Annotated in this window: 26 protein-coding genes and 1 tRNA gene; 14 read left to right on the forward strand and 13 right to left on the reverse strand. The window is 66.7% G+C overall.

Annotated elements, in window-relative coordinates; genetic code table 11:
• Positions 1–9 precede the first annotated feature (9 nt).
• From IL252_RS01280 to IL252_RS01305, 6 genes are all read right to left on the reverse strand, one after another.
• Complete coding sequence (locus tag IL252_RS01280) at positions 10–603, reverse strand: CBS domain-containing protein (RefSeq protein WP_208626076.1); 594 nt, start codon at positions 601–603, stop codon at positions 10–12.
• A gap of 83 nt (positions 604–686) precedes the next feature.
• Entirely contained in the window at positions 687–1,448 is a 762-nt protein-coding gene (locus IL252_RS01285) for a GTP cyclohydrolase III (protein WP_153553697.1), read from the reverse strand.
• A gap of 145 nt (positions 1,449–1,593) precedes the next feature.
• On the reverse strand, positions 1,594–1,752 hold the full coding sequence (locus IL252_RS01290) for a hypothetical protein (protein ID WP_208626079.1): 159 nt from the start codon (positions 1,750–1,752) through the stop codon (positions 1,594–1,596).
• 16 nt (positions 1,753–1,768) lie between these two features.
• Complete coding sequence (locus IL252_RS01295; protein WP_153553699.1) at positions 1,769–2,068, reverse strand: DUF5785 family protein; 300 nt, start codon at positions 2,066–2,068, stop codon at positions 1,769–1,771.
• A 38-nt stretch (positions 2,069–2,106) separates the two neighbouring features.
• Positions 2,107–3,465, reverse strand: coding sequence for a CARDB domain-containing protein (locus IL252_RS01300; RefSeq protein WP_208626082.1), 1,359 nt, complete (start codon positions 3,463–3,465; stop codon positions 2,107–2,109).
• A 182-nt stretch (positions 3,466–3,647) separates the two neighbouring features.
• Positions 3,648–3,729 (reverse strand) — tRNA-Ser (locus tag IL252_RS01305).
• A gap of 104 nt (positions 3,730–3,833) precedes the next feature.
• Between IL252_RS01305 and IL252_RS01310 the strand changes: the two genes are divergently transcribed.
• Positions 3,834–4,883, forward strand: coding sequence for a lactonase family protein (locus tag IL252_RS01310; RefSeq protein ID WP_208626085.1), 1,050 nt, complete (start codon positions 3,834–3,836; stop codon positions 4,881–4,883).
• Here the strand turns inward: IL252_RS01310 and IL252_RS01315 are convergent.
• Positions 4,880–5,623: a hypothetical protein gene (locus tag IL252_RS01315; protein ID WP_208626088.1), complete on the reverse strand. Its 744-nt coding sequence runs from the start codon at positions 5,621–5,623 to the stop codon at positions 4,880–4,882. The genes IL252_RS01310 and IL252_RS01315 overlap by 4 nt on opposite strands.
• An 84-nt stretch (positions 5,624–5,707) precedes the next feature.
• On the opposite strand from IL252_RS01315, the gene IL252_RS01320 reads away from it, so the two are divergent.
• Positions 5,708–6,142, forward strand: a complete 435-nt coding sequence (locus tag IL252_RS01320; protein WP_208626090.1) for a CBS domain-containing protein — start codon at positions 5,708–5,710, stop codon at positions 6,140–6,142.
• Between the two features lie 7 nt (positions 6,143–6,149).
• Here the strand turns inward: IL252_RS01320 and IL252_RS01325 are convergent, their stop codons facing one another.
• The 3 genes from IL252_RS01325 to aroA all read right to left on the reverse strand — a co-directional run bounded on the left by IL252_RS01325 (position 6,150) and on the right by aroA (position 9,536).
• Positions 6,150–6,776, reverse strand: a complete 627-nt coding sequence (locus IL252_RS01325; RefSeq protein WP_170094595.1) for a uracil-DNA glycosylase family protein — start codon at positions 6,774–6,776, stop codon at positions 6,150–6,152.
• Between the two features lies 1 nt (position 6,777).
• Positions 6,778–8,004, reverse strand: coding sequence for a chorismate synthase (gene aroC, locus IL252_RS01330; RefSeq protein ID WP_208626093.1), 1,227 nt, complete (start codon positions 8,002–8,004; stop codon positions 6,778–6,780).
• A gap of 239 nt (positions 8,005–8,243) precedes the next feature.
• Positions 8,244–9,536 (reverse strand): 3-phosphoshikimate 1-carboxyvinyltransferase, encoded by a 1,293-nt coding sequence (gene aroA, locus IL252_RS01335; protein ID WP_208626095.1) that lies wholly within the window; start codon positions 9,534–9,536, stop codon positions 8,244–8,246.
• An 84-nt stretch (positions 9,537–9,620) separates the two neighbouring features.
• Here aroA and IL252_RS01340 point away from each other — a divergent pair, with 84 nt between their 5' ends.
• The 3 genes from IL252_RS01340 (at position 9,621) to IL252_RS01350 (ending at position 11,589) form a co-directional block, all read left to right on the forward strand.
• Positions 9,621–10,796, forward strand: coding sequence for a Xaa-Pro peptidase family protein (locus tag IL252_RS01340; RefSeq protein WP_208626097.1), 1,176 nt, complete (start codon positions 9,621–9,623; stop codon positions 10,794–10,796).
• Between the two features lie 232 nt (positions 10,797–11,028).
• Positions 11,029–11,247, forward strand: coding sequence for a hypothetical protein (locus IL252_RS01345; RefSeq protein WP_208626099.1), 219 nt, complete (start codon positions 11,029–11,031; stop codon positions 11,245–11,247).
• Positions 11,248–11,379: 132 nt separating this feature from the next.
• On the forward strand, positions 11,380–11,589 hold the full coding sequence (locus IL252_RS01350; RefSeq protein WP_015763592.1) for a ribbon-helix-helix domain-containing protein: 210 nt from the start codon (positions 11,380–11,382) through the stop codon (positions 11,587–11,589).
• Here IL252_RS01350 and IL252_RS01355 read toward each other — a convergent pair whose 3' ends face one another.
• Positions 11,590–12,000 (reverse strand): hypothetical protein, encoded by a 411-nt coding sequence (locus tag IL252_RS01355; protein ID WP_208626102.1) that lies wholly within the window; start codon positions 11,998–12,000, stop codon positions 11,590–11,592. It lies immediately after the preceding gene.
• A gap of 41 nt (positions 12,001–12,041) precedes the next feature.
• Positions 12,042–12,716: a hypothetical protein gene (locus IL252_RS01360; protein ID WP_208626104.1), complete on the reverse strand. Its 675-nt coding sequence runs from the start codon at positions 12,714–12,716 to the stop codon at positions 12,042–12,044.
• A 163-nt stretch (positions 12,717–12,879) separates the two neighbouring features.
• Between IL252_RS01360 and IL252_RS01365 the strand changes: the two genes are divergently transcribed.
• On the forward strand, positions 12,880–13,566 hold the full coding sequence (locus IL252_RS01365) for a VOC family protein (RefSeq protein ID WP_208626107.1): 687 nt from the start codon (positions 12,880–12,882) through the stop codon (positions 13,564–13,566).
• Between the two features lie 64 nt (positions 13,567–13,630).
• Here IL252_RS01365 and IL252_RS01370 read toward each other — a convergent pair whose 3' ends face one another.
• A complete protein-coding gene (locus IL252_RS01370; RefSeq protein WP_153553715.1) occupies positions 13,631–13,933 on the reverse strand; it encodes a DUF5779 family protein in 303 nt (100 codons plus the stop codon).
• A gap of 392 nt (positions 13,934–14,325) precedes the next feature.
• Here IL252_RS01370 and IL252_RS01375 point away from each other — a divergent pair, with 392 nt between their 5' ends.
• From IL252_RS01375 to IL252_RS01410, 8 genes are all read left to right on the forward strand, one after another.
• Positions 14,326–15,510, forward strand: a complete 1,185-nt coding sequence (locus IL252_RS01375) for a LeuA family protein (protein ID WP_208627358.1) — start codon at positions 14,326–14,328, stop codon at positions 15,508–15,510.
• A 348-nt stretch (positions 15,511–15,858) separates the two neighbouring features.
• A complete protein-coding gene (ilvB, locus tag IL252_RS01380; RefSeq protein WP_208626110.1) occupies positions 15,859–17,619 on the forward strand; it encodes a biosynthetic-type acetolactate synthase large subunit in 1,761 nt (586 codons plus the stop codon).
• Between the two features lie 8 nt (positions 17,620–17,627).
• A complete protein-coding gene (gene ilvN, locus IL252_RS01385; RefSeq protein WP_170094604.1) occupies positions 17,628–18,215 on the forward strand; it encodes an acetolactate synthase small subunit in 588 nt (195 codons plus the stop codon).
• Positions 18,208–19,242, forward strand: coding sequence for a ketol-acid reductoisomerase (ilvC, locus tag IL252_RS01390; protein ID WP_153553719.1), 1,035 nt, complete (start codon positions 18,208–18,210; stop codon positions 19,240–19,242). The genes ilvN and ilvC overlap by 8 nt, the downstream gene beginning before the upstream one ends.
• A 1-nt stretch (position 19,243) precedes the next feature.
• On the forward strand, positions 19,244–19,468 hold the full coding sequence (locus tag IL252_RS01395; RefSeq protein ID WP_208626112.1) for a hypothetical protein: 225 nt from the start codon (positions 19,244–19,246) through the stop codon (positions 19,466–19,468).
• A complete protein-coding gene (gene leuC, locus IL252_RS01400; RefSeq protein ID WP_208626115.1) occupies positions 19,465–20,886 on the forward strand; it encodes a 3-isopropylmalate dehydratase large subunit in 1,422 nt (473 codons plus the stop codon). Before IL252_RS01395 ends, leuC begins: the two co-directional genes overlap by 4 nt.
• The gene (leuD, locus tag IL252_RS01405; RefSeq protein ID WP_208626117.1) at positions 20,883–21,524 is read left to right on the forward strand and encodes a 3-isopropylmalate dehydratase small subunit; all 642 of its coding nucleotides are present in this window, start codon (positions 20,883–20,885) and stop codon (positions 21,522–21,524) included. Before leuC ends, leuD begins: the two co-directional genes overlap by 4 nt.
• 180 nt (positions 21,525–21,704) lie before the next feature.
• Positions 21,705–22,346, forward strand: a complete 642-nt coding sequence (locus IL252_RS01410; protein WP_208626120.1) for a hypothetical protein — start codon at positions 21,705–21,707, stop codon at positions 22,344–22,346.
• The last annotated feature ends 8 nt before the right edge of the window (positions 22,347–22,354 follow it).

Consider the following 22,354-nt stretch of genomic DNA (forward strand, 5'->3'; position numbering starts at 1 on the left):
ACGGTCGATTCAGATGTCTCGACAGTCGTCACAGAGGAGCTGGCCGTTGAACGCTGCCAGGTTGCGAGCGAGCGAGCCACACTGCTCGCAGATGCCCTGGTCGTCGAAGGGCTCGTTGGGGATGGTCTGGCCCGCCGTCGCGGTGGCACCGACTGTCGCCACCTCGTCGGCTACCGCCTGACTCGCCGTCTGTCCCATCGCCTGCTGGGCGGTCGCTTCGCTGCCCAGCGCCGACGTGGCCAGAATGTCGTGTTCCGTGACGATACCAGCCGGCTCGCCGCCGTCGGAGACGACGAGCCAGCTGGTCGACCACGACGACATCCGGTCGCGCGCCTCCGGCAGTGTCTCCTCGGCGGCGACGGTCGGGACGGACTCGGTCATCACGTCTTCGACCGTCGCAGCCGCCGGATCACCGTCGGAGACGAGGTGGGCGAGCACGTCCCTGTCGGTGACGACGCCGACCGGCTCGGAGCCACGCAGCACGACGGCCAGATCGGCCTCCTCTCGAAGCAGCAGTTCCGACGTTTCCAGAACACCGTCCGATTCGCTCACGCCGACGAACTCGCGTTCCATCACCTCCCGCACTGTCACGTTCTCGTTCATGGTAGCTGGTAACACACAGGTGCCCTAAAAGCTACCTGCACTACGCTTATACCCGCCGCGTTCGAACGATAAAGACTGGACCGTCAGAACTCGATCGTGACGTCGTCGCCGGTCGCCCGACACTCTTCGAGGGCGTGCTTGGCGGTGATTCCGGCGTCGGCGGCGACGCCACCCCGGCCGACACCGACCTTCAGTTCGACGCCGACGGTCTCCTGGACGTGATCGATCGCCGCCCGGTAGTCGGCTTCGTCCAGTTCCGGACACGTCGCGATGACGTTGTCCCCGCCGACGAAGAAGGCCAGCGAGTCGTGGGCTCGTCGCATGTGGCGCATCAACTCGGCGTACCCCTGTTCGATCTCGATGAACGTGTCGAACTCGTTGAGCTGGTCGGTGTACTTCTCGGTCGCGTCGTTCACGTCGAAGTGGGCGATCTGTACGTCTTCGTCGGTGCGGAACTCCTCGTCGACGACGCGTCCCTTGAGGATCTCTCGGCGGTGTTCGTCCTGCGCGCTCCCGGCCGCCTGGAGTTGCTCGGTCGCGGTTCCAAGCGCCTCGGCGGGCGTCGTCCCGGTCGCGACGCTCAGACTCATCGTCACCGGATATCGGTTCGCGACCGACTCCTGGATGAGTGCGTGGTCGTCGAGATCGACGCCGTTGCTGACCGCGATCATGTTGTCGAACCGGGTGAAGAAGACGTACGCGTCCCGGTTCCCGAACAGCTGAGAGAGATCGGCAAAGAGGCGCGACTGGAGGGTCTGGAGATCCACTTCGCGGCGTGGCTCCGGCGTCACCGTCCACGGCCCGTAGTTGTCGATCTGTATGTGGGTCACCTGCGTGTTGGTCACGGTTGGCTCACCGTTATCGAGGGACGGCTATTGTTCTGTCGGAACGGTCCGTCGAGTCGGGATCGGTGCGGACGGGCTCGGAAGACGACGGAGCGCGTTTCCCGGTGGCGTACGGTCATCGGGCAACGATCGACGACAATCCGTATCATGGACGGTGTTGGCCGGCCACTGCGTCGTCGGCCAGCGTCACCGTGGCGACCATCGAGTCGTACTCGACGACGCCGGTCGCAGTGAGCTTCGGGAGGTGTCGCTCGAAGAACGCGTCGCGGACCGAACGGCACCGTAAAAAATGTGTCGCGGTCACATACTTCACGCGCCCACTACGCGTGTTCGAGACGGTAGGGCCAGTAGTCGGCCGATCGAAGCGCACGCCCCAGTGCCTTGTGGAACTCCGGGAAGTCCTCGAACTCCGAGCCGTCGACGTGCTCGAAGATGTCGGCGACGGAGACGACGGTCTCGTAGTCGATTCGAACCGGGTGATCGCCGTACTCCGCGACGAACTCCTCGGCCGACAGCGGGAAGTCTGCCTCCTCGTCGATCTTCTTTGCGATCACCGCATGGCCGTACTTTCGACGCCCTTCGCTCCCTTCCTCGCCGTCGGGATCGTGTGGCCAGTCCATACCGGATGGGTAGGGTGACCCACGCAAAAATCTCCCGGTTACCAGCGTTGGAGTGCGACGAGGAGGACGCCGATCACGGCGACACCGCCACCGATCGCGATCTCGGTGAGGCCCACGTCGAACTCCGAGACGGATTCGGGCACAGACACGTCGAACCCGCCGTCAGAGCCAGCGGAATTAGGGTCGCCCGTCTCCGTCTGGCTCTCGCCGTCGTCGGACTCCGACGTGCCGTCGCCGTCAGTCGCCTGTCCGCTGTCGGTCTCGGTCTGTTCGGCGTCTCCCGTCTCGACGACGACGTTGCCCACGAACTGCTCGTCGAGCGCGACACGGTAGTTCCCGTCGCGACTGATCGCCTCGGACACGGTAATCTGTCGGGTCTCGCCGGGGCCGAGCGTCACGGTCTCGTTGCTGACGGCGGTCCCGTCGACCCGCAGCGACGCCGTGTACTCGCCGGCTACGTCGCCCGCGTTGGTGACGTTCGCGCTGACGGACAGTTCCTTCTCGACCCCGTTCTCGCTGGTCGACAGCGTGTGTCCGCCGACCTCGAACACCGAGACGAGCGAGCCGACGAACAGCGTCTCGGTCTCGTTGGTCCGAGCCTCGTAGACGTAGCGACCGTCGACGGGGCCTTCGAAGGTCGTGTTGGTTCGCTGGACGGCACCGTCCGTGCCGCTGTAGATTTCGACCTCGTCGCTGTCCACGTCGGTCGCGTCGATCACGGACTGGTTGACCGCGATCCGGACGCGTCGGTCGTCCACGTCGGCGGCCTGCTGGACGGTGACGGCACCGAAGACGGTGGTCCCGTCACCAGACGGGAGCGAGAACGGCACCGCCTCCGGATCGGTGTAGGTCGCGACCGTCCGGTTGAACCTGTCTCTGCTGGTCCTGAAGGTGAGCGAGTCGACGGCCAGCGAGTCGTTCGTCGCCGGGAAGGCCGCGGTGACTGGCCCGGTCCCGTCGACCGCGCCGGTCCGGACCCTCATGGTTCGCCCGTCGGACCGATACTCGGTCGTCCGCGCGACCGCTCGGTCCACGAGGACCGTCCCGGCCGTCTTCGAGTTGGCGACGATCTCGTACTCACCGGGTTCGTCGAAGGTGAGCGGCACCCGCACGGTCCGCGATCCGCCGCTGTCGACGGCGTAGTTTTCGACGAGTACTTCCTCGCCGTTGGCCGTGACCGTGACGCGACCGGCACCGTCGTCCTCGCCGGTGTTTCGGAGTTTGATCTTCACGTCGACACTGTCGCCCGTCGCAGTCGTCTTCTCGGTCAGCGACGCACCCGCGACGAACACGCGCGGTGCAGCCAGCGCCGGCCCGATACTACTGACGACCAGAAGTCCGGCGACGAGAAGCGCCAGACCGGTCCCGAATCTCGACGACGTTGTGTTGCTCGACATCTGTAACACTCTGTTTGATTGAACAACTTAGCACCACGGTATAAGCTTCGTGTTTTGTGAAAGCGATTTTTTGCCGTCCGGCCGACACTCGATCGTCGTCCCGGACGACGACGAGAGCAGCCATATGCTGGGGAGAGTTCGGGCTGTGCCGCCGCCACGCAGTGCTGGGCGGAGTGAGACAGCGGTGGGACTGGGATTTGAACCCAGGAGGCTTGCGCCACCTGCTTTCAAGGCAGGCGCAATGGGCCGCTCTGCCATCCCACCACGGGACAGTCGTCGATAGCCGGGGGTCGGCCTAAGGAGTGTCGATTGTGGGCGGGCAGCGGTGAGCCCAAAGACCGAAGACAGGGGCCGTCGAAGCGAGTGTAATGGTGACAGAGGAACTCGCACTCGTCGGGACGTACACGGATGGTGACAGCGACGGCATCTACACCGTCGCGGTCGACGGCGACGGCGCTGTCGAGCAGCGGTCGGTCGCGGCCGCGGGGGACGACCCCTCGTTCCTGGCGATCCATCCCAGCGGGGAGTACTGCTACGCGGTCAACGAGGTCGACGAGGGCGGCGTCACTGCCCTGGAGATCGATCGGGCGACCGGCGAACTCACGCGACTGAATCAGGTCAGGACCGGCGGCGGTGCCGACCCGTGTCACTGCACGGTCGACGCAACGGGCCAGTATCTACTCGTCGCCCACTACACCGGGGGCTCGGTCGCGATGTGTCCGATCGCCGAGGACGGCCAGATCGGCGCGCCCTCGGATCTCGTCGAACACACGGGCTCGGGTCCCAACGAGGAGCGACAGGAGGCCGCTCACCCGCACTCGATCCAGCCCGGCCCGGACAACGAGTACGCGTACGTGCCGGACCTGGGCGACGACCGGGTCGTCGGCTACGAACTCGACCTCGACGACGGCACGCTCGTGGCGAGCGACGCGGCGACGGTCGAGCTGGCGGCCGGCTCGGGCCCTCGTCACATGGCGTTCGACCACGACGGCGAGTACGCGTATCTCATCAACGAACTCGACTCGACGGTGACGGTGCTGGAGCGCGACGCGGACACGGGCAACCTGACCGTGGTCGACACCGCGCCGACGGTGGCCGACGACTACGACGGCGAGAACATCACCGCAGACGTCCACGTCCACCCTTCGGGCGAGTGGGTCTTCGGCTCGAACCGCGGTCACGACAGCATCGCCACGTTCGCCGTCGACGACGGGACCATCGAGTTCCAGGGCACCGTGTCGACGCGGGGCGAGTGGCCGCGGAACTTCGCGCTGACGCCCGACGGCGAGACGCTCCTGGCCGAGAACATGGACACGAACGACATCGTCACGTTCGACGTCGACGCCGCGACGGGCGAACTGTCCGCGACCGGTGCGGTCACCGAACTGCCCAGTCCGGTCTGCCTGCAGTTCCTCTAGGGGCGAACGACCGTCGTAGTCCCGTCCCTGTCGACGACTTCGAACCCGAACTCGTCGAGCGCCGCCGTGGTCCGTGTGGGGACCAGTCGATCGGCTCGATTGCGAGCACGCAGGAGTGACACGACCGTCGGGAGGTCCGCGTCCCGTTCGACGACCGGGATCGTCGGGAGAAAGTCGACGGCGAGTCCCGCGTCCGTCGCTCGCTGGACGAGCGTCTCGACGGTCGGCGTCTGGAAGGCGTCCTCGAAGTCGATCGGTTCGGCGAACCCGGCGTAGCTGATCCGGCCGGCCGTCGAAGGACCGAGGACGACGCCGTTGCTCCGGAGCTTCATCGCCGCGGTGTCGATGTGCTGGCGACCGAGCAGGGCGGCCGTCGGCCTCACCACCGCGGCCGTCCGGACGCCTTCCCGTTCCAGCAGGTGCGTGATCGTGTTGCCGGCACGGGCCGACTCGGTCGAGCCGACCTGTACCTCGAAGCGGACCTCGTCGGTGTCGACGACGCCGTCGAGCGCCGAGCGGACCTCGCGCTCGGAGGCTCCGTCCTCGCTGGGGACCTGTTCGTCGGCACGGTAGTTCACGAGCAACTCGGCCCCGCTCCCGTCGATTGCTTCGCAGACGTCGGCGAGCATCGCGGCGTACAGCTCCGACGCTTCGTCCGGCGTCAACCGATCGCGTTCGACGAGGTCCGTGAGCACGGCACCGGATTCGGGCGGTTCGGCCATGACTGCGACAGTGGTCATACCTCTCTCTCCGGCGAGGCGACCCTTTTCACTTTCCACTGGCCGGGCGCGGAAGTTATTGTTTCGGGAGTGATAGCATACACCATGCTCGTCGAGGAGCTCATGTCGACGGCCGTCGTGACCGTCGACCTCGACGCGACGCTCGCCGAGGCCGTTCAGCGCCAGCTCGATGCCGGCGTCGGGTCGGTCGTCGTCCTCGACGACGGGGCTCCCTGTGGGATCGTCACGGAACAGGACGCGCTGGCGGCCGCACTGCGGACCGGGCGGGCGCTGGACGACATTCCGGTCGCGAAGCTCGCACACGGCTCGGTCGTGACGACCACGCCCGAGACGGCGGTCCGGAGCGTCGCTCGACAGATGTCCGACGAGGGCATCAAGAAAGTCCCGGTGCTCGACGACCTCGATCTGGTCGGCATCCTGACGCTGACCGACATCGTCTGGCACCTCTCGGACATCGAGCGAGAGCGCTCCGAGATCGAGGCGACGCGAGAGCGCTGGGAGTCGGCCGAGCGGTTCTGATCGGGCGCTACCGACTTCGGCGTCCCTTCGTCTGGCGGTAGTCCCGGCCGAGCGTCTCGCCGAGGTGTTCGAGGAACGCGTCGCGTTCCGCGTCGGTCTGTTCCCACGGTTCGATCATCGGGAGAAGTTCGAAGCCACGTCCCCGGATCGTCGTCGCGTGGCGCTCTTCGATGGCGAGTTCGTCCTCGCTCAGGGTGGTGTACTCGAAGGCCAGCGCGTCCAGTGACGCCTGTCCGACCGGCAACAGGAGCTCGGGGTTGATCATCCGGACCTCGCTGTTGAGGTATGGCTCGCAGTTCCGGACCTCTTCGTCTGTCGCACCGCGTTCGGGGTGGTGACAGCGGCTGACGTAGGTCAGATAGACGTTGTCGAACTGTGGCCGGTCGGCGTCGGGATCGTCCACCAGCCCGACGCTGTCGAGGATGTCCAGCAACTCTCGCTCTCGCTCGCCGACGAACGGGAGCCCGACCTCGTCGGCCGCCTCGCTGGGCGACTCGCCGAGGACGAGCAGTTCCGCGCCGACGTCGCCGTAGCCGTGGACGACGTTCGAGCGCGTCTCGCAGAGTTCGGGGCAGTTCTGGCACGTCTCGTCCATCCCGTACGGATTGGACAGAGACTCCTGGTCGGCGTCCATGTTAGTCCTCGTCGACGGTGGTCGCGTGCGTGTCGGCGTCTTCGGGATCGTTCTGGGGGCTCGACGGGTGGTAGTCGGTGTCGTACTCGCCGGGCCGGTCGTCGAGCCGGTCCGGGTTGATCCGGCCACCGAGCAGCATGAAGTCGAGCACCGTGCAGTACAGCATCGCTTCGACGACGGGGACCGCCCGCGGCGGGAGGACGGGATCGTGTCGGCCCGTCACCGTGATCTCCTTTCGCTCGCCGGTCTCCCAGTCGACGGTCTCCTGGGTCTTCGGGAACGAGACCGGCGCGTGCCAGGTGACCTCGCCGTAGATCGGGTCGCCGGTCGTGATCCCGCCCTGGATGCCGCCGTGGTCGTTGCCGACCGGTGTCGGGTCGCCGCTCGCGTTGTCCGAGGCTGTCGCCTCGCTCTCGTCGAACGTCCAGTCTTCGGTGTAGTCGGTCCCGGTGGCCGTCCGGGCGTCGCGCCCGATCCCCAGCTCGAAGTCCGTGACCGCGGGGATCGAGTACATCGCCTGTCCGAGGCGTGCGGGTATCGAATCGAACCGCGGCGCGCCGAGGCCCCGCGGAACGCCGCGACACTCGAAGTAGATCGCCCCACCGATCGAGTCGCCTTCCTTCTGGTACTCGTCCGCGAGGTCGCGCATCTCCTCGGCGGCGTCGGGATCGCCACAGCGGACCTCGTTGTCCTCGCTGTGTTCGAGCATCTCCTCCCAGGTCACGTCGTCGGCGACGACGTCGCCGATCTGGCAGACGTGGGCCTTGATCTGTACGTCGTGGTCGGACTGTGCGAGGACCTGTTTGGCGACGCCGCCGGCAGCGACCCAGTTGACCGTCTCGCGGGCCGACGAACGGCCGCCACCGCCCCAGTTGCGCGTGCCGAACTTCGCCGAGTAGGTGTAGTCGCCGTGGGAGGGCCGCGGTGCCGTGATGAAGGGCTCGTACTTCCCCGAGCGGGCGTCTTTGTTCTGTATGACCATCCCGATCGGCGTGCCCGTCGTGTAGCCGTCCTGCAGGCCGGACTTGATCGACACTTTGTCGGGCTCGCCCCGCGAGGTCGTGATCATCGACTGGCCGGGCTTGCGCCGGTCGAGGTCCGTCTGGATCTCTTCTTCGGACAGTTCGACGCCCGCCGGCACACCCGAGACCGTACAACCCATCGCTTCCCCGTGGCTCTCGCCGAAGGTGGTCAGCCGGAAGAGCCGGCCGAACTCGTTCCCGTTCATTACGTACTGGGTTGGGTCGGGGGCATTTCAACCTTACAGTCGGCGTACGACGGTCGAAGTCGGCAGACGAGCCACCGGCGGCCGTGCGTCGACCGTTCGTCGCGCGAGCGGACGGCACAGAGACGCACGATCGACCGAGAAAACGCCGACGATCCGTCTCATACTGCCGGCTGTACCTTCGTGACGAGCTTCGCCACCTCGGGGTGGCGAAATCGGTCACAGATGTACAGCCGGTCGTATCAGTACCGGACGGCCGCGCCGATGTCGTCGAGCACGTCGAAAAAGCCCGGGAACGACACGTCGACGTGTTCGATGCCGTCGACCGTCGTCGTCCCGTCGGCGACGAGCCCGGCGATCGACAGCGCCATGATGATCCGGTGGTCGGCGCGCCCGTCGACCGTCGCCCCCTGGAGGTCGCTCTCGCCGCCGTGGATCGTCAGCGTCTCCTGGCGCTCCTCGACGCTCGCGCCCATCTTCGTCAGCGCCTCGGCCATCGCGCTGACGCGGTCGGTCTCCTTGTAGCGGACGTGTTCGCAGTCGACGATCCGCGTGGTCCCGTCGGCCGCCGCGCCCAGCGTCGCGATGGTGGGCAGGAGGTCCGGCGTGTCGGCGACGCTGACCTCGACGCCGGAGAGGGGTGCGCTCGTCACCTCGATCTCGCCGGCCTCGCGGTCCCAGTCGACGCCGGCACCCATCTCGCGGACGACGTCGACGATCGCCGTGTCGCCCTGCGCGCTCGGATACGCGGACGTGATCGTCAGTCCGTCCTCGCTGGCGAGTGCGCCCGCGGCCAGCAGGTAGGAGATCGAAGAGAAGTCGCCGGGGACGTGGTACTCGCCGTCGGTCGGCGCGTAGGACTGGCCGCCCGGGACTGCGAAGCCGTCCGGCGTCGCCTCGGCCTCGATCCCGAAGTCGGCCAGCACCTCCAGCGTGATGTCGACGTACGGCGCGCTCTTGAGTTCCGTTTCGAGATGCACGTCGATCCCCTCGTCGGTGACGGCACCCGCCATCAGGAGCGCGGTGATGTACTGCGAGGATACGTCGCCGGGAATCGACACCGCGCCGCCGTCGACGGCACCGCCGACGACCAGGGGAGCCTGGCCGTTCCCGCGGGTGCTCTCGGCGCGTCCGTCGAGGTCTGTCGTGATGGCGTCCAGCAGCGGTCCCTGCGGCCGGGAGCGCAGCGACTCGTCACCGGTGAGGACGGTCAGCCCGTCGCCGAGGGCGGCCGTGGCGGTGACGAGCCGCGTCGTCGTGCCGCTGTTCGCACAGTCGACCACGTCGTCGGGCGTCTCCGGCCGCCCGTCGAAGCCGGTCACGTCGAGGACCGTCTCCTCGTCCCGTAGCGCGACGCTGCCGCCGAAGGCGGTGACCGCTCGCATCGTCGCCCTCGTGTCGGCGCTGACGAGCGGGTCGTGTACGACCGCGCCGTCGGCGTATCCCGCTGCGAGAATTGCCCGGTGCGTGTAACTCTTCGACGGCGGCGCTCGTGCCGTGCCACCGACCGTCGACGGACTGATTTCGGCGTTCACGTCCGGCCGGTCGGCTGGCCGGACCAAGAGCGTGTCTGTTTGGGCCCCGAGAGACTAATGAAGGTCGGGAACACACGACGGAACATGGATCCAGACTTCAGCGAACTGGACGCCGCCCTGGACGATCGTGATCTCGACGGCTACCTGATCGACGCCGACTCGACCGACTCCGATCAGTACTACCTCTCGGGGTTCGACGCGCCCGATCCCTTTCTGACGCTGTACGACGGCGAGGTTCACCTGCTCTTCTCTCGGAGCCTGGAGTACGGACGGGCGAAGAAGGAGGCCCGCGCCGACACCGTCGAGCGCCACGTCGACTTCGGGTACCAGCGCAAAGTCGAGGAGTACGGCCCACGGGAAGGCGTTAGCCGCGTGATCGCTGCGTTCCTCGACGCCTACGACGTGGAGTCGGTCGCCGTACCGCCACGATTCCCCCTCTCGACGGCCGACAGACTGCGGGACCGCGGCGTGACCGTCGAGTCGGACGCAGAGAGTGTGATCACGGAGATCCGAGCGACCAAGACCGACGAAGAGATCGAACACATCGAGACCGCCCAGCGGGCCAACGAGGCGGCGATGGCTGCGGCCGAGGAACTGCTCCGGGAGAGTCGCACTGCGGCCAAAGGGCAGTTGCTCTACGACGGCGAGCGGGTCACGAGCGAGCGGATCAAAGAGGAGATCGAGGTGACGCTGTTGCGCCACGGCTGTGCGCTCGACGAGACGATCGTCGCCTGTGGGAGCGACGCCGCAGATCCCCACGACAGAGGGAGCGGGCCGCTGCGTGCCGGCGAGCCGATCATCGTCGACATCTTCCCACAGGACAAGGCGTCGAAGTACCACGCCGACATGACCCGGACGTTCGTCGTCGGCGAACCCGACGAGACGGTGTCCGAGTGGTACGAACTCACCGCCCGAGCCCACGCCGCCGCCCTCGACGCGATCGAGCCCGGTGCCACCGGTGCCGAGGTACACGACGCCGTCTGTGACGTGTACGAGGCGGCGGGCCAGCCGACGCTGCGCAGCGACGAGTCGACCGAGACCGGGTTCATCCACAGCACCGGTCACGGCGTCGGGCTGGACGTTCACGAACTCCCACGGGTCGCGCCCAACGGCGGCGTCCTCGAACCCGGCCACGTCGTCACGGTCGAGCCGGGCCTGTACGATCCCGAGGTCGGTGGCGTCCGCATCGAGGACTTCGTCGTCGTCACCGAAGACGGCTACGAGAACCTCACTGAGTACCCCAAGGAACTGGTCGTCTGACACGGAGCGTCGTCGTTGCGCACCGGCAGGCGTCGCCCCGGAGACACTCGCCGGGAAACCGCGGCAACGGTCCGTCTGAGGGTGGCACGTTCGGACTTCAGAATTAATCATTAACTTTTATTAAGGTTCGGAGGAGAGGGTGATGTACCGATGAGCGTATCACTCGCAGCCGCCGCCGACAGCGACACACCGAACCGCGCCACTCGAACGACACCCCCCTTCCAGACACACGATGGCAACCCGGATACAGACTGAGACGACGACCCGAACCGACGAACAGCACGCGACGACCGACCCCACTAGCGAAGACAGGTACACGCGCCCGTCCGACCACGCGACCGGTTCGAGGGCCGGCGAGTCCTGGACCGAGCGCTGTGGTGCGCCACGGACCTTCGACCCGACGAACCACGCCGCGATGGGCCAGTTCGACACGACCGCCGACCAGCGCTGACGCCGCCGTCCGTGCCAGGTTCCTCGCCCGGTCTGGCGAACGTCGTCGACCCGACAGTCTGTGGTACGAACGGCCGACACCGGCGAATCCAGAGCCCGCAACGACTATCCGCCAGCGCGGCAAAACGGAGGTATGTCCGATTACACCACGGTGTCGATCCCGAAAGACCTGGCCGACAGGGTCGAGGAGACAATCGAGGGGACGAGCTTCTCGTCGACGAGCGACCTCGTTCGCTTCATGCTCCGGAGCATCGTCATTCAGCACCAACAGCAGGGCGAACTCACCGAAGCCGAGTTCCAGGACATCACCGAACAGCTGCAGGACCTGGGCTACATCGAGTAGCTACTCGAGCGCTTCTTCCGGCGGCGCGACGTCGAGGACGGTGAGTGGCAACTCGTCGCCCCGGCGGTCGAACGCGGCGATCGAATCCTCGTCCCAGGGCGGGACCGCGACGAAGATCACCTCGTGGAGGTCGTCGGTCTTCGTCACTTCCAGACGGCCCTCGGGGTGTGAGACGAATCGGCCGTTGCTCTGGGCGACCGGCGTCCCCAGGTCGAAGCCGAAGACTGCACTGACGGAGTTGCCAGCGCTGGGCATGTAGAAGTGGGTGAAAACGTCGGTCGCCGGGTCCAGATCGGCCTCCGGAAGGTCGCCGGCCGGCGTGACCGAGACGGCGACGGTCACGGAGTCCGGATCGGCGTCACGGCCCATGCGGAGCAGCGACTCGACGAGGCCACGCGTCGCGTAGATCACGATCGTGTTTCGACACGAACGTTCATAGTTCCGTCGTCGCCCTACCCGAAGATGAACTCTCTGGCGGTCTTTGCGTACAGCGACGGAGCCCGCGTCCGCGACCCGTCGAGTGCATCCTGGACGGCCGCCGCCGCGTCCTCGTGAATCCCCGCGCCGTGGCCGACGAGGACCCGCTCGGGCGAGAGGCGGGCGAGCTTCCGCGGCGGGAAGAGCCGCAACATCGGGTGGACGCCGAGCCGCTCGCCGCTGGCCCGGAAGTACGACGAGGTGCCGAGCGACTCCGGAACGACCAGCGTCTCCGTGTCGTCGCTGTACAGCGCCGCCTCCTTCCAGAAGCCGTTGTTCTTGAGTTCGTGCATTCGATAGCCCGTCTCGCCCAGCTCTCGCTCGATCAACTCGACGGGTGCCGAGAAGTCGTCGGCGATCTCGCGCATGAACGCCGGCACGTGGACCGCAACGTCGTGGCGGTTCGCGACTGCGGCGGCGTCTCGCTTGTGCCGGTCCAGCAGGACGGCGACGCCCGCGACCTCGCCGTGTTCGGCCACGAGATCGTCCAGCCCGTCGAAGTCGACCGGATCGACGAGCCACACTTCGCCGTCGACCTCGATCGCGTGGCTCGCCCGCTGCATCGTCTCGTCGGGATAGGGCAGCCAGCCGACGCCGTGTTCCCATCGATCGATCGCCTGCCAGTCCGTCGCGGAGCCGGATCCTTTCATCGTGACGATCGTAGGGGCAGGAAACACAAAAGCACGGCCCCACCGGACGGCAGTTCGCCGCGGAGTGTGTGACAGCGGCGACAGAAACGGCTGAAGCGCGCTCGCTGTGGGTGCGCTCGGAGTCCGTCGCCAACGCCTTTGGGACGGACGACGTAGGACCCCCATGGTCGGTGCGCCCCGCCACCTGACGCTCGAAGTGAAGTACCTCGACCGGGCACGGGAGTTCTACGGGTCGGTGCTCGACCTCCCGGTTCGCGAAGACGGGGCCGACGAGGTCGGCTTCGGTGCGGGCGAGGCGACGCTCTGGATTCGGACGCCGGGAGCGGTCCCCCGTGGTGGCCTCCACACTCACTACGCGCTCTCGATCTCCAGAGCGGCCTCCGACGACTGGTACGAACGCCTCGACCGGCGACTGACGGTCGAAGAGCACCGTTTCGGCGACGACCGTTCGCTGTACTGCTACGACCCGGACGGCAACTGTGTCGAACTCGCAGAGACCGTCGACACCGGTGACGGTGTGGTGGGACTGTTCGAGGTCGTACTCGAAGTCGAGGCGCTCGATACCGCCGTCGAGTTCTACCGGACGCTCGGCTTCGAGGTGGTCGATCGCGGCGACCAGCGCCGTCGGGTCCGGTTGACGACGGGTGCGGTCGACCTCGAACTGTGGGAGCCCCAGCTCGGGCTGGCCGACGCCCGCGGCGGCGTCCACGTCGACTGGGGTATCGAAGCGGCCGCTCCGCGAACGGCCGCAGACCGGGTCCGGGGGACCGCACGCTCCGTCGAACACGTCGACGGCGGCAGTCGGCTCCGCGATCCGGACGGTCACTCCCTCACGCTGTTCGAGCCGTAGTCCCGAGAAACGTCGTCGGCCCGGACCGAGCGCCCCAGTCGGCGGTCGACTCCGCCCGTCCGGCTCACTCCAGTCGGTCGGTGTCGATCGTGACGCCGGGCGGCGTGACGATCAGGAACCCACGGAAGTGGACGAGTTCCCCGCCCGTCTCCTTCACGTCGCGGGCGAAGCCAGCGGCCAGCTCGTTCAGGTCGCCGTCGACGTTCAAGACGAGGACGGCACCGCCGTGAATCGTCTCCAGCCACTCGTCCGGGCCGGTCGAGCCGTCCAGAACGCCCAGCACGATTCGATCGCTCCCGTCCCCGCCCTCGTCGGTGTCCATCTGATCTTCGACGGCCTGCAGGTCGAGCCCCTCGAACTCACTCATGCTCTGTCTCTGGGAGCCGAGTGAAAAAAAGCCTCCTCTCGCCGTCGCCGGTGGGACGTGCGCAGTTGCTTCCGTCGTCCGGGCCGTCACCGACGGCTCCGTCATACTACCGGCTGTACATCTGTGACCGATTTCGCCACCCCGGAGTGGCGAAGATCCTCACGAAGTGACAGCCGGCAGTATGTGGTGTACCTGTCGAGGGAGTGATCGCTCTCGGAGAGTGCCACGCCAAAGTGTGTCACGGACGGGCTGTGTCGAGCGATTCGACGACTGTCGAGGGCGACGAGAGACGTATCACTCAAAAGAGGTATGGACAGGTTTAAATACACGGAGCGTCCCGTATCAGACGATTATGTCCAACAACATAGAGGGCACGTCGGAATCTCCGGCGGATCGAGTTCTTCCAGGGCACACTGGATTCCACTTCTGAGATTACAGAAGCACGTATTTTCGACACGACGCTACGTGACGGCGAGCAGTCGCCACGCACGTCGTTTAGTTACGAAGACAAACGAGAGATTGCAGCGATCCTAGACGACATGGGAACCCACGTCATCGAGGCGGGGTTCCCGGTCAACTCCGACGCGGAGTTCGAGGCCGTCCGAGACATCACCGAGGCCAGTTCGGTGACGGTCTGTGGGCTGGCCCGCGTCGTCGAGAAAGACATCGAGGCGGCACTGGACGCCGGTGTGGATCTGGTCCACACGTTCGTCTCGACCAGCGACGTACAGCTACAGGACTCCATGCACGCGACTCGACAGGAGGCACTCGACAGCGCGATCGAGTCCGTCGAGCGCGTCAAGGAGGCCGGCGCCGAGTGCATGTTCTCGCCGATGGACGCCACGCGCACGGACGAGGACTTCCTCGTCGACGTGATCGAGGGCGTCTCCGAGGCGGGGACCGACTGGATCAACATTCCCGACACCTGCGGCGTCGCCACGCCCCGTCGGTTCTACGACCTCATCGAGATGGTCGACGCGGAGACCGAGGCCCGCATCGACGTCCACACCCACGACGACTTCGGGCTGGCGTCGGCAAACGCCATCTCGGGCTACGAGGCTGGGGCGGCCCAGGCACAGGTCAGCGTCAACGGGATCGGCGAACGCGCCGGGAACGCGGCCTACGAAGAGGTCGTGATGGCGCTGGAGAGCCTGTACGACGTGGAGACGGGGATCGACACGACCCGGATCACCGAACTCTCCGCGATCATCGAGGAGAAGTCGGGCATCGACGTCCCCGCGAACAAACCGGTGGTGGGTGCGAACGCGTTCTCACACGAGAGCGGGATCCACGCCGCGGGCGTGATCGAGAACTCCGACACGTTCGAGCCCGGCGTCATGACCCCCGAGATGGTCGGGGCCAAGCGCCAGCTCGTGCTGGGCAAGCACACGGGCCAGCACTCGGTCCGCGAGCGTCTGGTCGACGCCGGCTACGACCCGACCGACGAACACGTTCGGGAAGTGACCCGACGCGTCAAGGACTACGGCGCGGAGAAAAAGCGAGTCACGATGGAGGAACTGACTCGCTTCGCCGAGGACATCGGCGTCCCCGAGTCCCAAGAGGAGGTCCGGGCATAGCGATGCCTCCTCGACCGGTTCGCGACCGTCACAAGCGGCTGGTATCGGCCGGCCGACGCGTCCGGCGAGTCGTGGGTACCGATGGCGCTCGACAGCACGTGTCACGGAACCCTTATTATCCGGCACGCACAGACACTCGACACGATGATGGCGCAGGCTGGTACCGGGGCTCGTTCCGCGGCCAGCCGCGCGACCACGCTTCTCGGCGGTCGTATTGTAGGGGCTGTATAGCCCCTCCTACCACACTTCTCAGCGATCGTCGGACCGGTTTTCCACCAACGCAGGAGACTCCAGCAATGCATACACACACACGACCACGGTATCGAACAGGACAGCGAGGTGAGAGCGATGAGTGAACGAGCGTCGGTCCAGGCCGACGAGGCCGACGCCGACGAAGACGAGGCAGAGCAGGCCCCGGTCACGACCGGCGCACAGTCGGTCGTCAGGGCGCTGGAAAACGCGGGCGCGGAGTACGTCTTCGGCGTCCAGGGCGGCGCGATCATGCCCGTCTACGACGCGCTGTACGACTCCGAGATCGACCACGTCACGATGGCCCACGAACAGGGCGCGTCCCACGCGGCGGACGCGTTCGGCATCGTCTCGGGCGAGCCCGGCGTCTGCTTTGCCACGTCTGGCCCCGGCGCGACGAACCTCGTCACCGGGCTGGCCGACGCCAACATGGACTCGGACCCGATGATCGCGCTGACCGGCCAGGTGCCGACGGACTTCGTCGGCAACGACGCCTTCCAAGAGACGGACACGGTCGGCATCACTCAGCCGGTCACCAAGCACAGCTACTTTGCCGACGACGCGGACACCGTCGGCACCGAGGTCGGCGAGGCCTGGGCGCTGGCAAACGAGGGACGACAGGGACCGACGCTGGTCGACCTCCCCAAGGACATCACCAAAGGGGAGACGGACATCGAGCCGGCCCCGCCGAAGAAGCCAGACACCTACGACGTGCCCGAAGAGGCCGACGACGAGAACGTCCAGGAGGCCGCCGACGCGCTGGCGGCCGCCCAGCGGCCGGTCGTCCTCGCGGGCGGCGGCGTCATCAAGGCCGACGCGGCCGACGCGCTGCGGGACTTCGCCTTCGAGTACGAGATCCCGGTCATCACGACGATGCCGGGGATCGGGAGCTTCCCGGAAGACCACGAGCTCTCGCTGGAGTGGGCGGGCATGCACGGCACCGGCTACGCCAACATGGCGATCACCAACACCGACTGCATGCTGGCGATCGGCACCCGCTTCGACGATCGACTGACGGGCGGAATCGACTCTTTCGCACCCGACGCCGACATCGTCCACGTCGACATCGACCCCGCAGAGATCAGCAAGAACGTCCACGCGGACTACCCGCTGATCGGCGATGCTCGGGCCACGCTCCGACAGCTCTACGACGCGATGCCGTCGGCACCGGACGCCGACGAGTGGCGCGAGCAGTGCCAGGAGTGGAAAGCCGAGTACCCGATGGACTACGAGACGCCCGACGACGAACCGCTGAAGCCACAGTACGTCGTCGAGCGGTTCAGCGAGCTGACGCCGGACGACACGATCGTCTGTACCGGCGTCGGCCAGCACCAGATGTGGGCCTCCCAGTTCTGGGAGTTCACCGAACCCCGCACCTGGGTCTCCAGTCACGGACTGGGGACGATGGGGTACGGCGCGCCCGCCGCCATCGGCGCGAAGCTGGCCGCGCCCGACCAGGAGGTCGTCTGCTTCGACGGTGACGGCTCCTTCCTGATGACCGTCCAGGAGCTCTCGGTCGCTGTCCGCGAGAACCTCGACATCACCTACGTCGTCCTCAACAACGAGGCCGTCGGGATGGTCCGCCAGTGGCAGGACGCCTTCCACGAGGGTCGTCGGATGGCCTCCGAGTACCCGTGGATCCCCGAGTTCGACAAGCTCGCCGAGGCCTTCGGCGCGCGGGGCTTCCGGCTGGAGGAGTACGACGACGTCGAGGAGACGATCCAGGCGGCACGCGAGTACGACGGCCCCTCGGTCGTCGACGCGATCATCGACCCCGCAGAGAACGTCTATCCGATGGTTCCCAGCGGCGGGGACAACGGACTGTTCGCACTGAACGAGCGACATCTGGAGCAACTATGACCGGTGGTATGCCAGGGCCGGCCCCGGACGAGCGGATGCGTCCGGACGGGCGGCGCAACACGCAGGGTATTCGCATCGACCCCGAGGCGGAGGTCACACACGAGCCACGCGAGGCCGTCCTCTCCGCACTCGTGAAACACGAGCCCGGCGTCCTCTCGGAGGTGTCGAGCCTCTTCAGCCGCCGGCAGTTCAACATCGAGAGCCTGACCGTCGGCCCGACTCACGACGACGGGGTGGCCCGGATGACGATCGTCATCGAGGAACCCCAGCCCGGCATCGAGCAGGCGAAAAAGCAACTGCGCAAGCTCGTGCCGACGATCTCGGTGACGGAACTGGACCAGCAGAACACACGCCGCGAACTCGCGCTGATCAAGGTCAGCGGCGAGAAGCCAGACGACGTCAACGCCGTCGCGGACATGTACGGCGGGCAGGCAGTCGACGTGACCGCCGAATCGGTCACCGTCGAGCTGACCGGCAGCAAGCAGAAGATCGACGCCGCCGTCGGCGCGTTCGAGCAGTTCGACGTGCAGGAAGTCGTGCGGACCGGAACCGCAGCACTTGAAAGAGGGGCCGACACACTGGAGAACGATGACTGACAAACTCACGACCGACGTTTACTACGACGAAGACGTAGACGCATCGCACATCGAAGACAAGACCGTCGCGATCCTCGGCTACGGCAGCCAGGGCCACGCACAGGCACAGAACCTCGACGACAGCGGCGTCGACGTGGTGGTCGGCCTGCGAGAGTCCTCGTCCTCCCGGACCGAGGCGGAAGCCGACGGACTGCGCGTCGAGACGCCCGCGGCCGCCGCCAGCGAGGCCGACATCGTCGTCATGCTGGTCCCAGACACGGTCCAGCCCGACGTGTACGAGACCATCGAGGACGGCCTCGACGCGGGCGACACGCTCCAGTTCGCACACGGGTTCAACATCCACTACGGCCAGATCGAGCCCGCCGCGGACGTGGACGTGACGATGGTCGCGCCCAAGTCCCCCGGCCACCTCGTGCGCCGCACGTACAAGCGCGACGAGGGGACGCCGGGCCTGATCGCCGTCGAGCAGGACGCGACCGGCGACGCCAAGCAGGAGGCACTCGCCTACGCCCAGGCTGTCGGCTGCGCGCGAGCCGGCGTCATCGAGACGACCTTCCAGGAAGAAGTCGAGACCGACCTGTTCGGCGAGCAGGCCGTCCTCTGTGGCGGCGTCACCGACCTCGTGAAGGCCGGCTTCGAGACGCTCGTCGACGCGGGCTACGCCCCCGAGATGGCCTACTTCGAGTGTCTGAACGAACTCAAACTCATCGTCGATCTGATGTACGAAGGCGGCCACATGGGGATGTGGAACTCCGTCTCCGACACCGCCGAGTACGGCGGTCTCACGCGCGGTGAGTCGGTGATCGACCGCGAGGGCATGGAAGAGATCCTCGAAGAGGTCCAGAACGGCGAGTTCGCTCGCGAGTGGATCTCGGAGAACCAGGCCAACCGGCCGGCCTACAAGCAGTACCGTTCGGCGGAACAGAACCACCAGATCGAACGCGTCGGCGCGGACCTGCGCGAACTGTTCGCGTGGGACGGCGAGGACGCCGACGCCGACGCTGCGGAAGCACCAGCAGACGACTGACATGAGCAACATGCACGACGTGGATCACACGCATCCACACACGGACGAATCGTTCGGCGGCGCGTTCCGTCGCGGCCCGACAGTGGTCGCCGACGGCGGCGAGCGGCCGACGGAGACAGACGACGCGGAGACCGACACCATGGACGACGTGGACCACGAGTCTCCCACTGAAGGGACGACCCGCGTCTTCGAGCGCGGCACAGAGGGACGGACGGATTCCGTATGAGCCAGAACACACTGTACGACAAGGTCTGGGACCGGCACAAAGTCACCACCCTGCCCAACGGGCAGGACCAGCTGTTCGTCGGGCTCCACCTCATCCACGAGGTCACGAGTCCCCAGGCGTTCGGGATGCTCAAAGAGCGCGGCCTCGAAGTCGCGCGGCCGGACCTGACCCACGCGACGGTCGACCACATCGTCCCGACCGGGAACCAGGATCGGCCCTACGCCGAAGACGCGGCCGAGAACATGATGGCCGAGCTAGAGGAGAACGTCCGCGACGCTGGCATCCAGTTCTCCGATCCGACGACCGGCGATCAGGGGATCGTCCACGTCATCGGGCCGGAGCAGGGGATCACCCAGCCGGGCAAGACCATCGTCTGTGGCGACAGTCACACCTCGACACACGGTGCGTTCGGCGCGCTCGCGTTCGGGATCGGCACGAGCCAGATCCGGGACGTGCTGGCGACCCAGACCATCGCGATGGAGAAACAGAAGGTCCGGAAGATCCAGGTCGACGGCGAACTCGGCGAGGGCGTCGAGGCCAAGGACATCATCCTGGAGATCATCCGTCGGCTCGGCACCGAGGGCGGCGTCGGCTACGTCTACGAGTACGCCGGTGAGGCCATCGAGAACCTCGGCATGGAAGGCCGGATGTCAATCTGTAACATGTCCATCGAGGGCGGTGCCCGCGCGGGCTACGTCAACCCCGACGAGACCACCTACGAGTGGATGAAAGAGACGGACTACTTCCAGGACGACCCCGAGAAGTTCGACGAGCTAAAGCCCTACTGGGAGTCGATCCGCAGCGACGACGACGCCGAGTACGACGACGTGGTCCACATCGACGCCTCGGAGCTCGACCCCGTCGTGACGTGGGGGACCACCCCCGGCCAGGGCATCGGCATCCACGACCCGATCCCGGCCCCCGAAGCGCTGGCCGACGGCAAGCAGGACACGGCGCGACGCGCGCAGGAACACATGCGCGTCGAACCCGGCGAGACCATGGAAGGCTACGATATCGACGTAGCCTTCCTGGGCTCGTGTACCAACGCCCGCCTGCCAGACCTGCGTCGGGCCGCCCGCATCGTCGAGGGTCGAGAGGTCGCAGACGACGTGCGCGCGATGGTCGTCCCCGGCAGCCAGCGCGTCCAGGAGGCCGCCGAGGAGGAGGGCCTGAAGGACATCTTCGAGGCGGCCGGCTTCGACTGGCGCAACGCCGGCTGCTCGATGTGTCTGGGCATGAACGAGGACCAGCTGGAGGGCGACGAGGCCTGTGCGTCCTCGTCGAACCGGAACTTCGTCGGCCGCCAGGGGAGCAAGGACGGCCGGACCGTCCTGATGAACCCCCGGATGGTCGCCGCCGCGGCGATCACCGGCGAGGTGTCTGACGTGCGCGAACTGGAGGAGGTGACCACCGCATGACGGGAACGGAAGACATCCCCTCCGTCGACTACGTCGACGGCACCGGCGTTCCGATTCGGGGCAACGACATCGACACGGACCAGATCATCCCGGCGCGGTTCATGAAGGTCGTCACCTTCGACGGGCTGGGCGAGTTCGCCTTCTTCGACCTGCGCTTCGACGACGACGACAATCAGAAAGACCACCCGTTCAACGAAGACCGCTTCCAGGACGCGAACGTGCTGGTGGTCAACGACAACTTCGGCTGTGGCTCCTCGCGCGAGCACGCGCCCCAGGCCCTGATGCGCTGGGGGATCGACGCCATCATCGGCGAGGGCTTCGCCGAGATCTTCGCCGGCAACTGTCTCGCACTGGGTATCCCGACCGTGACCGCGGATCACGAGACCATCGACGCGCTCCAGCAGTGGGTCGACGACAACCCGGACGGCGAGATCGAGGTCGACGTGGCGGCCGAGACCGTTACCTACGGGGGCGACGAGATCGGCGTCAGCGTGGACGACGCACAGCGACAGGCCCTCGTCGAGGGGATCTGGGACACGACCGCGCTGATGAAGTCCAACGAGCAGTCCATCGCGGCGACCGCCGACTCGCTGCCCTACGTCGACCAGACCCGAGACGAGATCCACTCCGACGACTGAGACGGTCAGCTGTGAATCGGTGACGGATTTCGCCACATGGGGTGGCGACTCTCCTCGCGAAGTGACGGCCAGCAGTACGAGCGGCCACGACCGACGCTGCAGCGCTTTTTCGGCTTCAGACGCCGACGGAGCGTCGGTAACGAACGGCTAACAAACCGAAGTCGGCGTCTGCCATCGGTCATGGCCACGCACGAACGCGGTGAGCGACCGTCGCTGGAGGGGTGGATGACGACCGTGCGCGCCGTCTCGATACTCGCGTGTACCTTCGTCGAGACGGCGGCGCTCGTGGTCTGGCTGGCGATCGTTCAGACCGCGGCGCTTTCGTCGGCGACGGCCCTCGTCGGCTGTGGCATCCTCGCGGTCGGCCTCCTCGTCGAACGCATCCTGAAGGACCTGACGGTCAACGGCGTCGACCTCGCGGTGTCGACGGGGACGCTGGTCGCTCTCACCCTCGCCGAAACGACGGTGTGGACACTGTGGCTGGCGGTTGCCGAAGCTTCGATCGCGGTCGAGGGGTTCGTACTCGCGGCGACGGTCCTCGCGGTCTCGCTGGCCGTGGTGTACACGATCGAGGACAACGCACTCCGCGGCGTCGTCCCCCACTCGTCGTTGCTGGACCTCGGAACCGCCAGTATCGGCGTCGTCACGGCCGTCGGGGCCACGGCCTGGCTGCTGTGTGAACTGCGACCGGCGACGGCCTCGCGGTGGCTCGGGACCGTCGGGTTCGAGAGCGCCGACCCCGCCCTCGCGGGCCTCGGTGTGCTCGCGCTCGCGCTGTTCGTCACGCACAACGTCGGCGTCGCCTACGCACGCAGTTCGTAGACGGCGAC

Origin of the sequence: Halomicrobium sp. IBSBa, from assembly GCF_017612575.1 — an archaeon.
Taxonomy (GTDB): domain Archaea; phylum Halobacteriota; class Halobacteria; order Halobacteriales; family Haloarculaceae; genus Halomicrobium.

Coding starts and splice junctions, on each gene's coding strand:
- IL252_RS01280 (WP_208626076.1), bottom strand. CDS start 603: ATGAACGAGAACGTGACAGTGCGGGAGGTGATGGAACGCGAGTTCGTC.
- IL252_RS01295 (WP_153553699.1), bottom strand. CDS start 2,068: ATGGACTGGCCACACGATCCCGACGGCGAGGAAGGGAGCGAAGGGCGT.
- IL252_RS01300 (WP_208626082.1), bottom strand. CDS start 3,465: ATGTCGAGCAACACAACGTCGTCGAGATTCGGGACCGGTCTGGCGCTT.
- IL252_RS01310 (WP_208626085.1), top strand. CDS start 3,834: ATGGTGACAGAGGAACTCGCACTCGTCGGGACGTACACGGATGGTGAC.
- IL252_RS01315 (WP_208626088.1), bottom strand. CDS start 5,623: ATGACCACTGTCGCAGTCATGGCCGAACCGCCCGAATCCGGTGCCGTG.
- IL252_RS01320 (WP_208626090.1), top strand. CDS start 5,708: ATGCTCGTCGAGGAGCTCATGTCGACGGCCGTCGTGACCGTCGACCTC.
- IL252_RS01325 (WP_170094595.1), bottom strand. CDS start 6,776: ATGGACGCCGACCAGGAGTCTCTGTCCAATCCGTACGGGATGGACGAG.
- aroC (WP_208626093.1), bottom strand. CDS start 8,004: ATGAACGGGAACGAGTTCGGCCGGCTCTTCCGGCTGACCACCTTCGGC.
- IL252_RS01340 (WP_208626097.1), top strand. CDS start 9,621: ATGGATCCAGACTTCAGCGAACTGGACGCCGCCCTGGACGATCGTGAT.
- IL252_RS01345 (WP_208626099.1), top strand. CDS start 11,029: ATGGCAACCCGGATACAGACTGAGACGACGACCCGAACCGACGAACAG.
- IL252_RS01350 (WP_015763592.1), top strand. CDS start 11,380: ATGTCCGATTACACCACGGTGTCGATCCCGAAAGACCTGGCCGACAGG.
- IL252_RS01360 (WP_208626104.1), bottom strand. CDS start 12,716: ATGAAAGGATCCGGCTCCGCGACGGACTGGCAGGCGATCGATCGATGG.
- IL252_RS01365 (WP_208626107.1), top strand. CDS start 12,880: ATGGTCGGTGCGCCCCGCCACCTGACGCTCGAAGTGAAGTACCTCGAC.
- IL252_RS01370 (WP_153553715.1), bottom strand. CDS start 13,933: ATGAGTGAGTTCGAGGGGCTCGACCTGCAGGCCGTCGAAGATCAGATG.
- ilvB (WP_208626110.1), top strand. CDS start 15,859: ATGAGTGAACGAGCGTCGGTCCAGGCCGACGAGGCCGACGCCGACGAA.
- ilvN (WP_170094604.1), top strand. CDS start 17,628: ATGCCAGGGCCGGCCCCGGACGAGCGGATGCGTCCGGACGGGCGGCGC.
- ilvC (WP_153553719.1), top strand. CDS start 18,208: ATGACTGACAAACTCACGACCGACGTTTACTACGACGAAGACGTAGAC.
- IL252_RS01395 (WP_208626112.1), top strand. CDS start 19,244: ATGAGCAACATGCACGACGTGGATCACACGCATCCACACACGGACGAA.
- leuC (WP_208626115.1), top strand. CDS start 19,465: ATGAGCCAGAACACACTGTACGACAAGGTCTGGGACCGGCACAAAGTC.
- leuD (WP_208626117.1), top strand. CDS start 20,883: ATGACGGGAACGGAAGACATCCCCTCCGTCGACTACGTCGACGGCACC.
- IL252_RS01410 (WP_208626120.1), top strand. CDS start 21,705: ATGGCCACGCACGAACGCGGTGAGCGACCGTCGCTGGAGGGGTGGATG.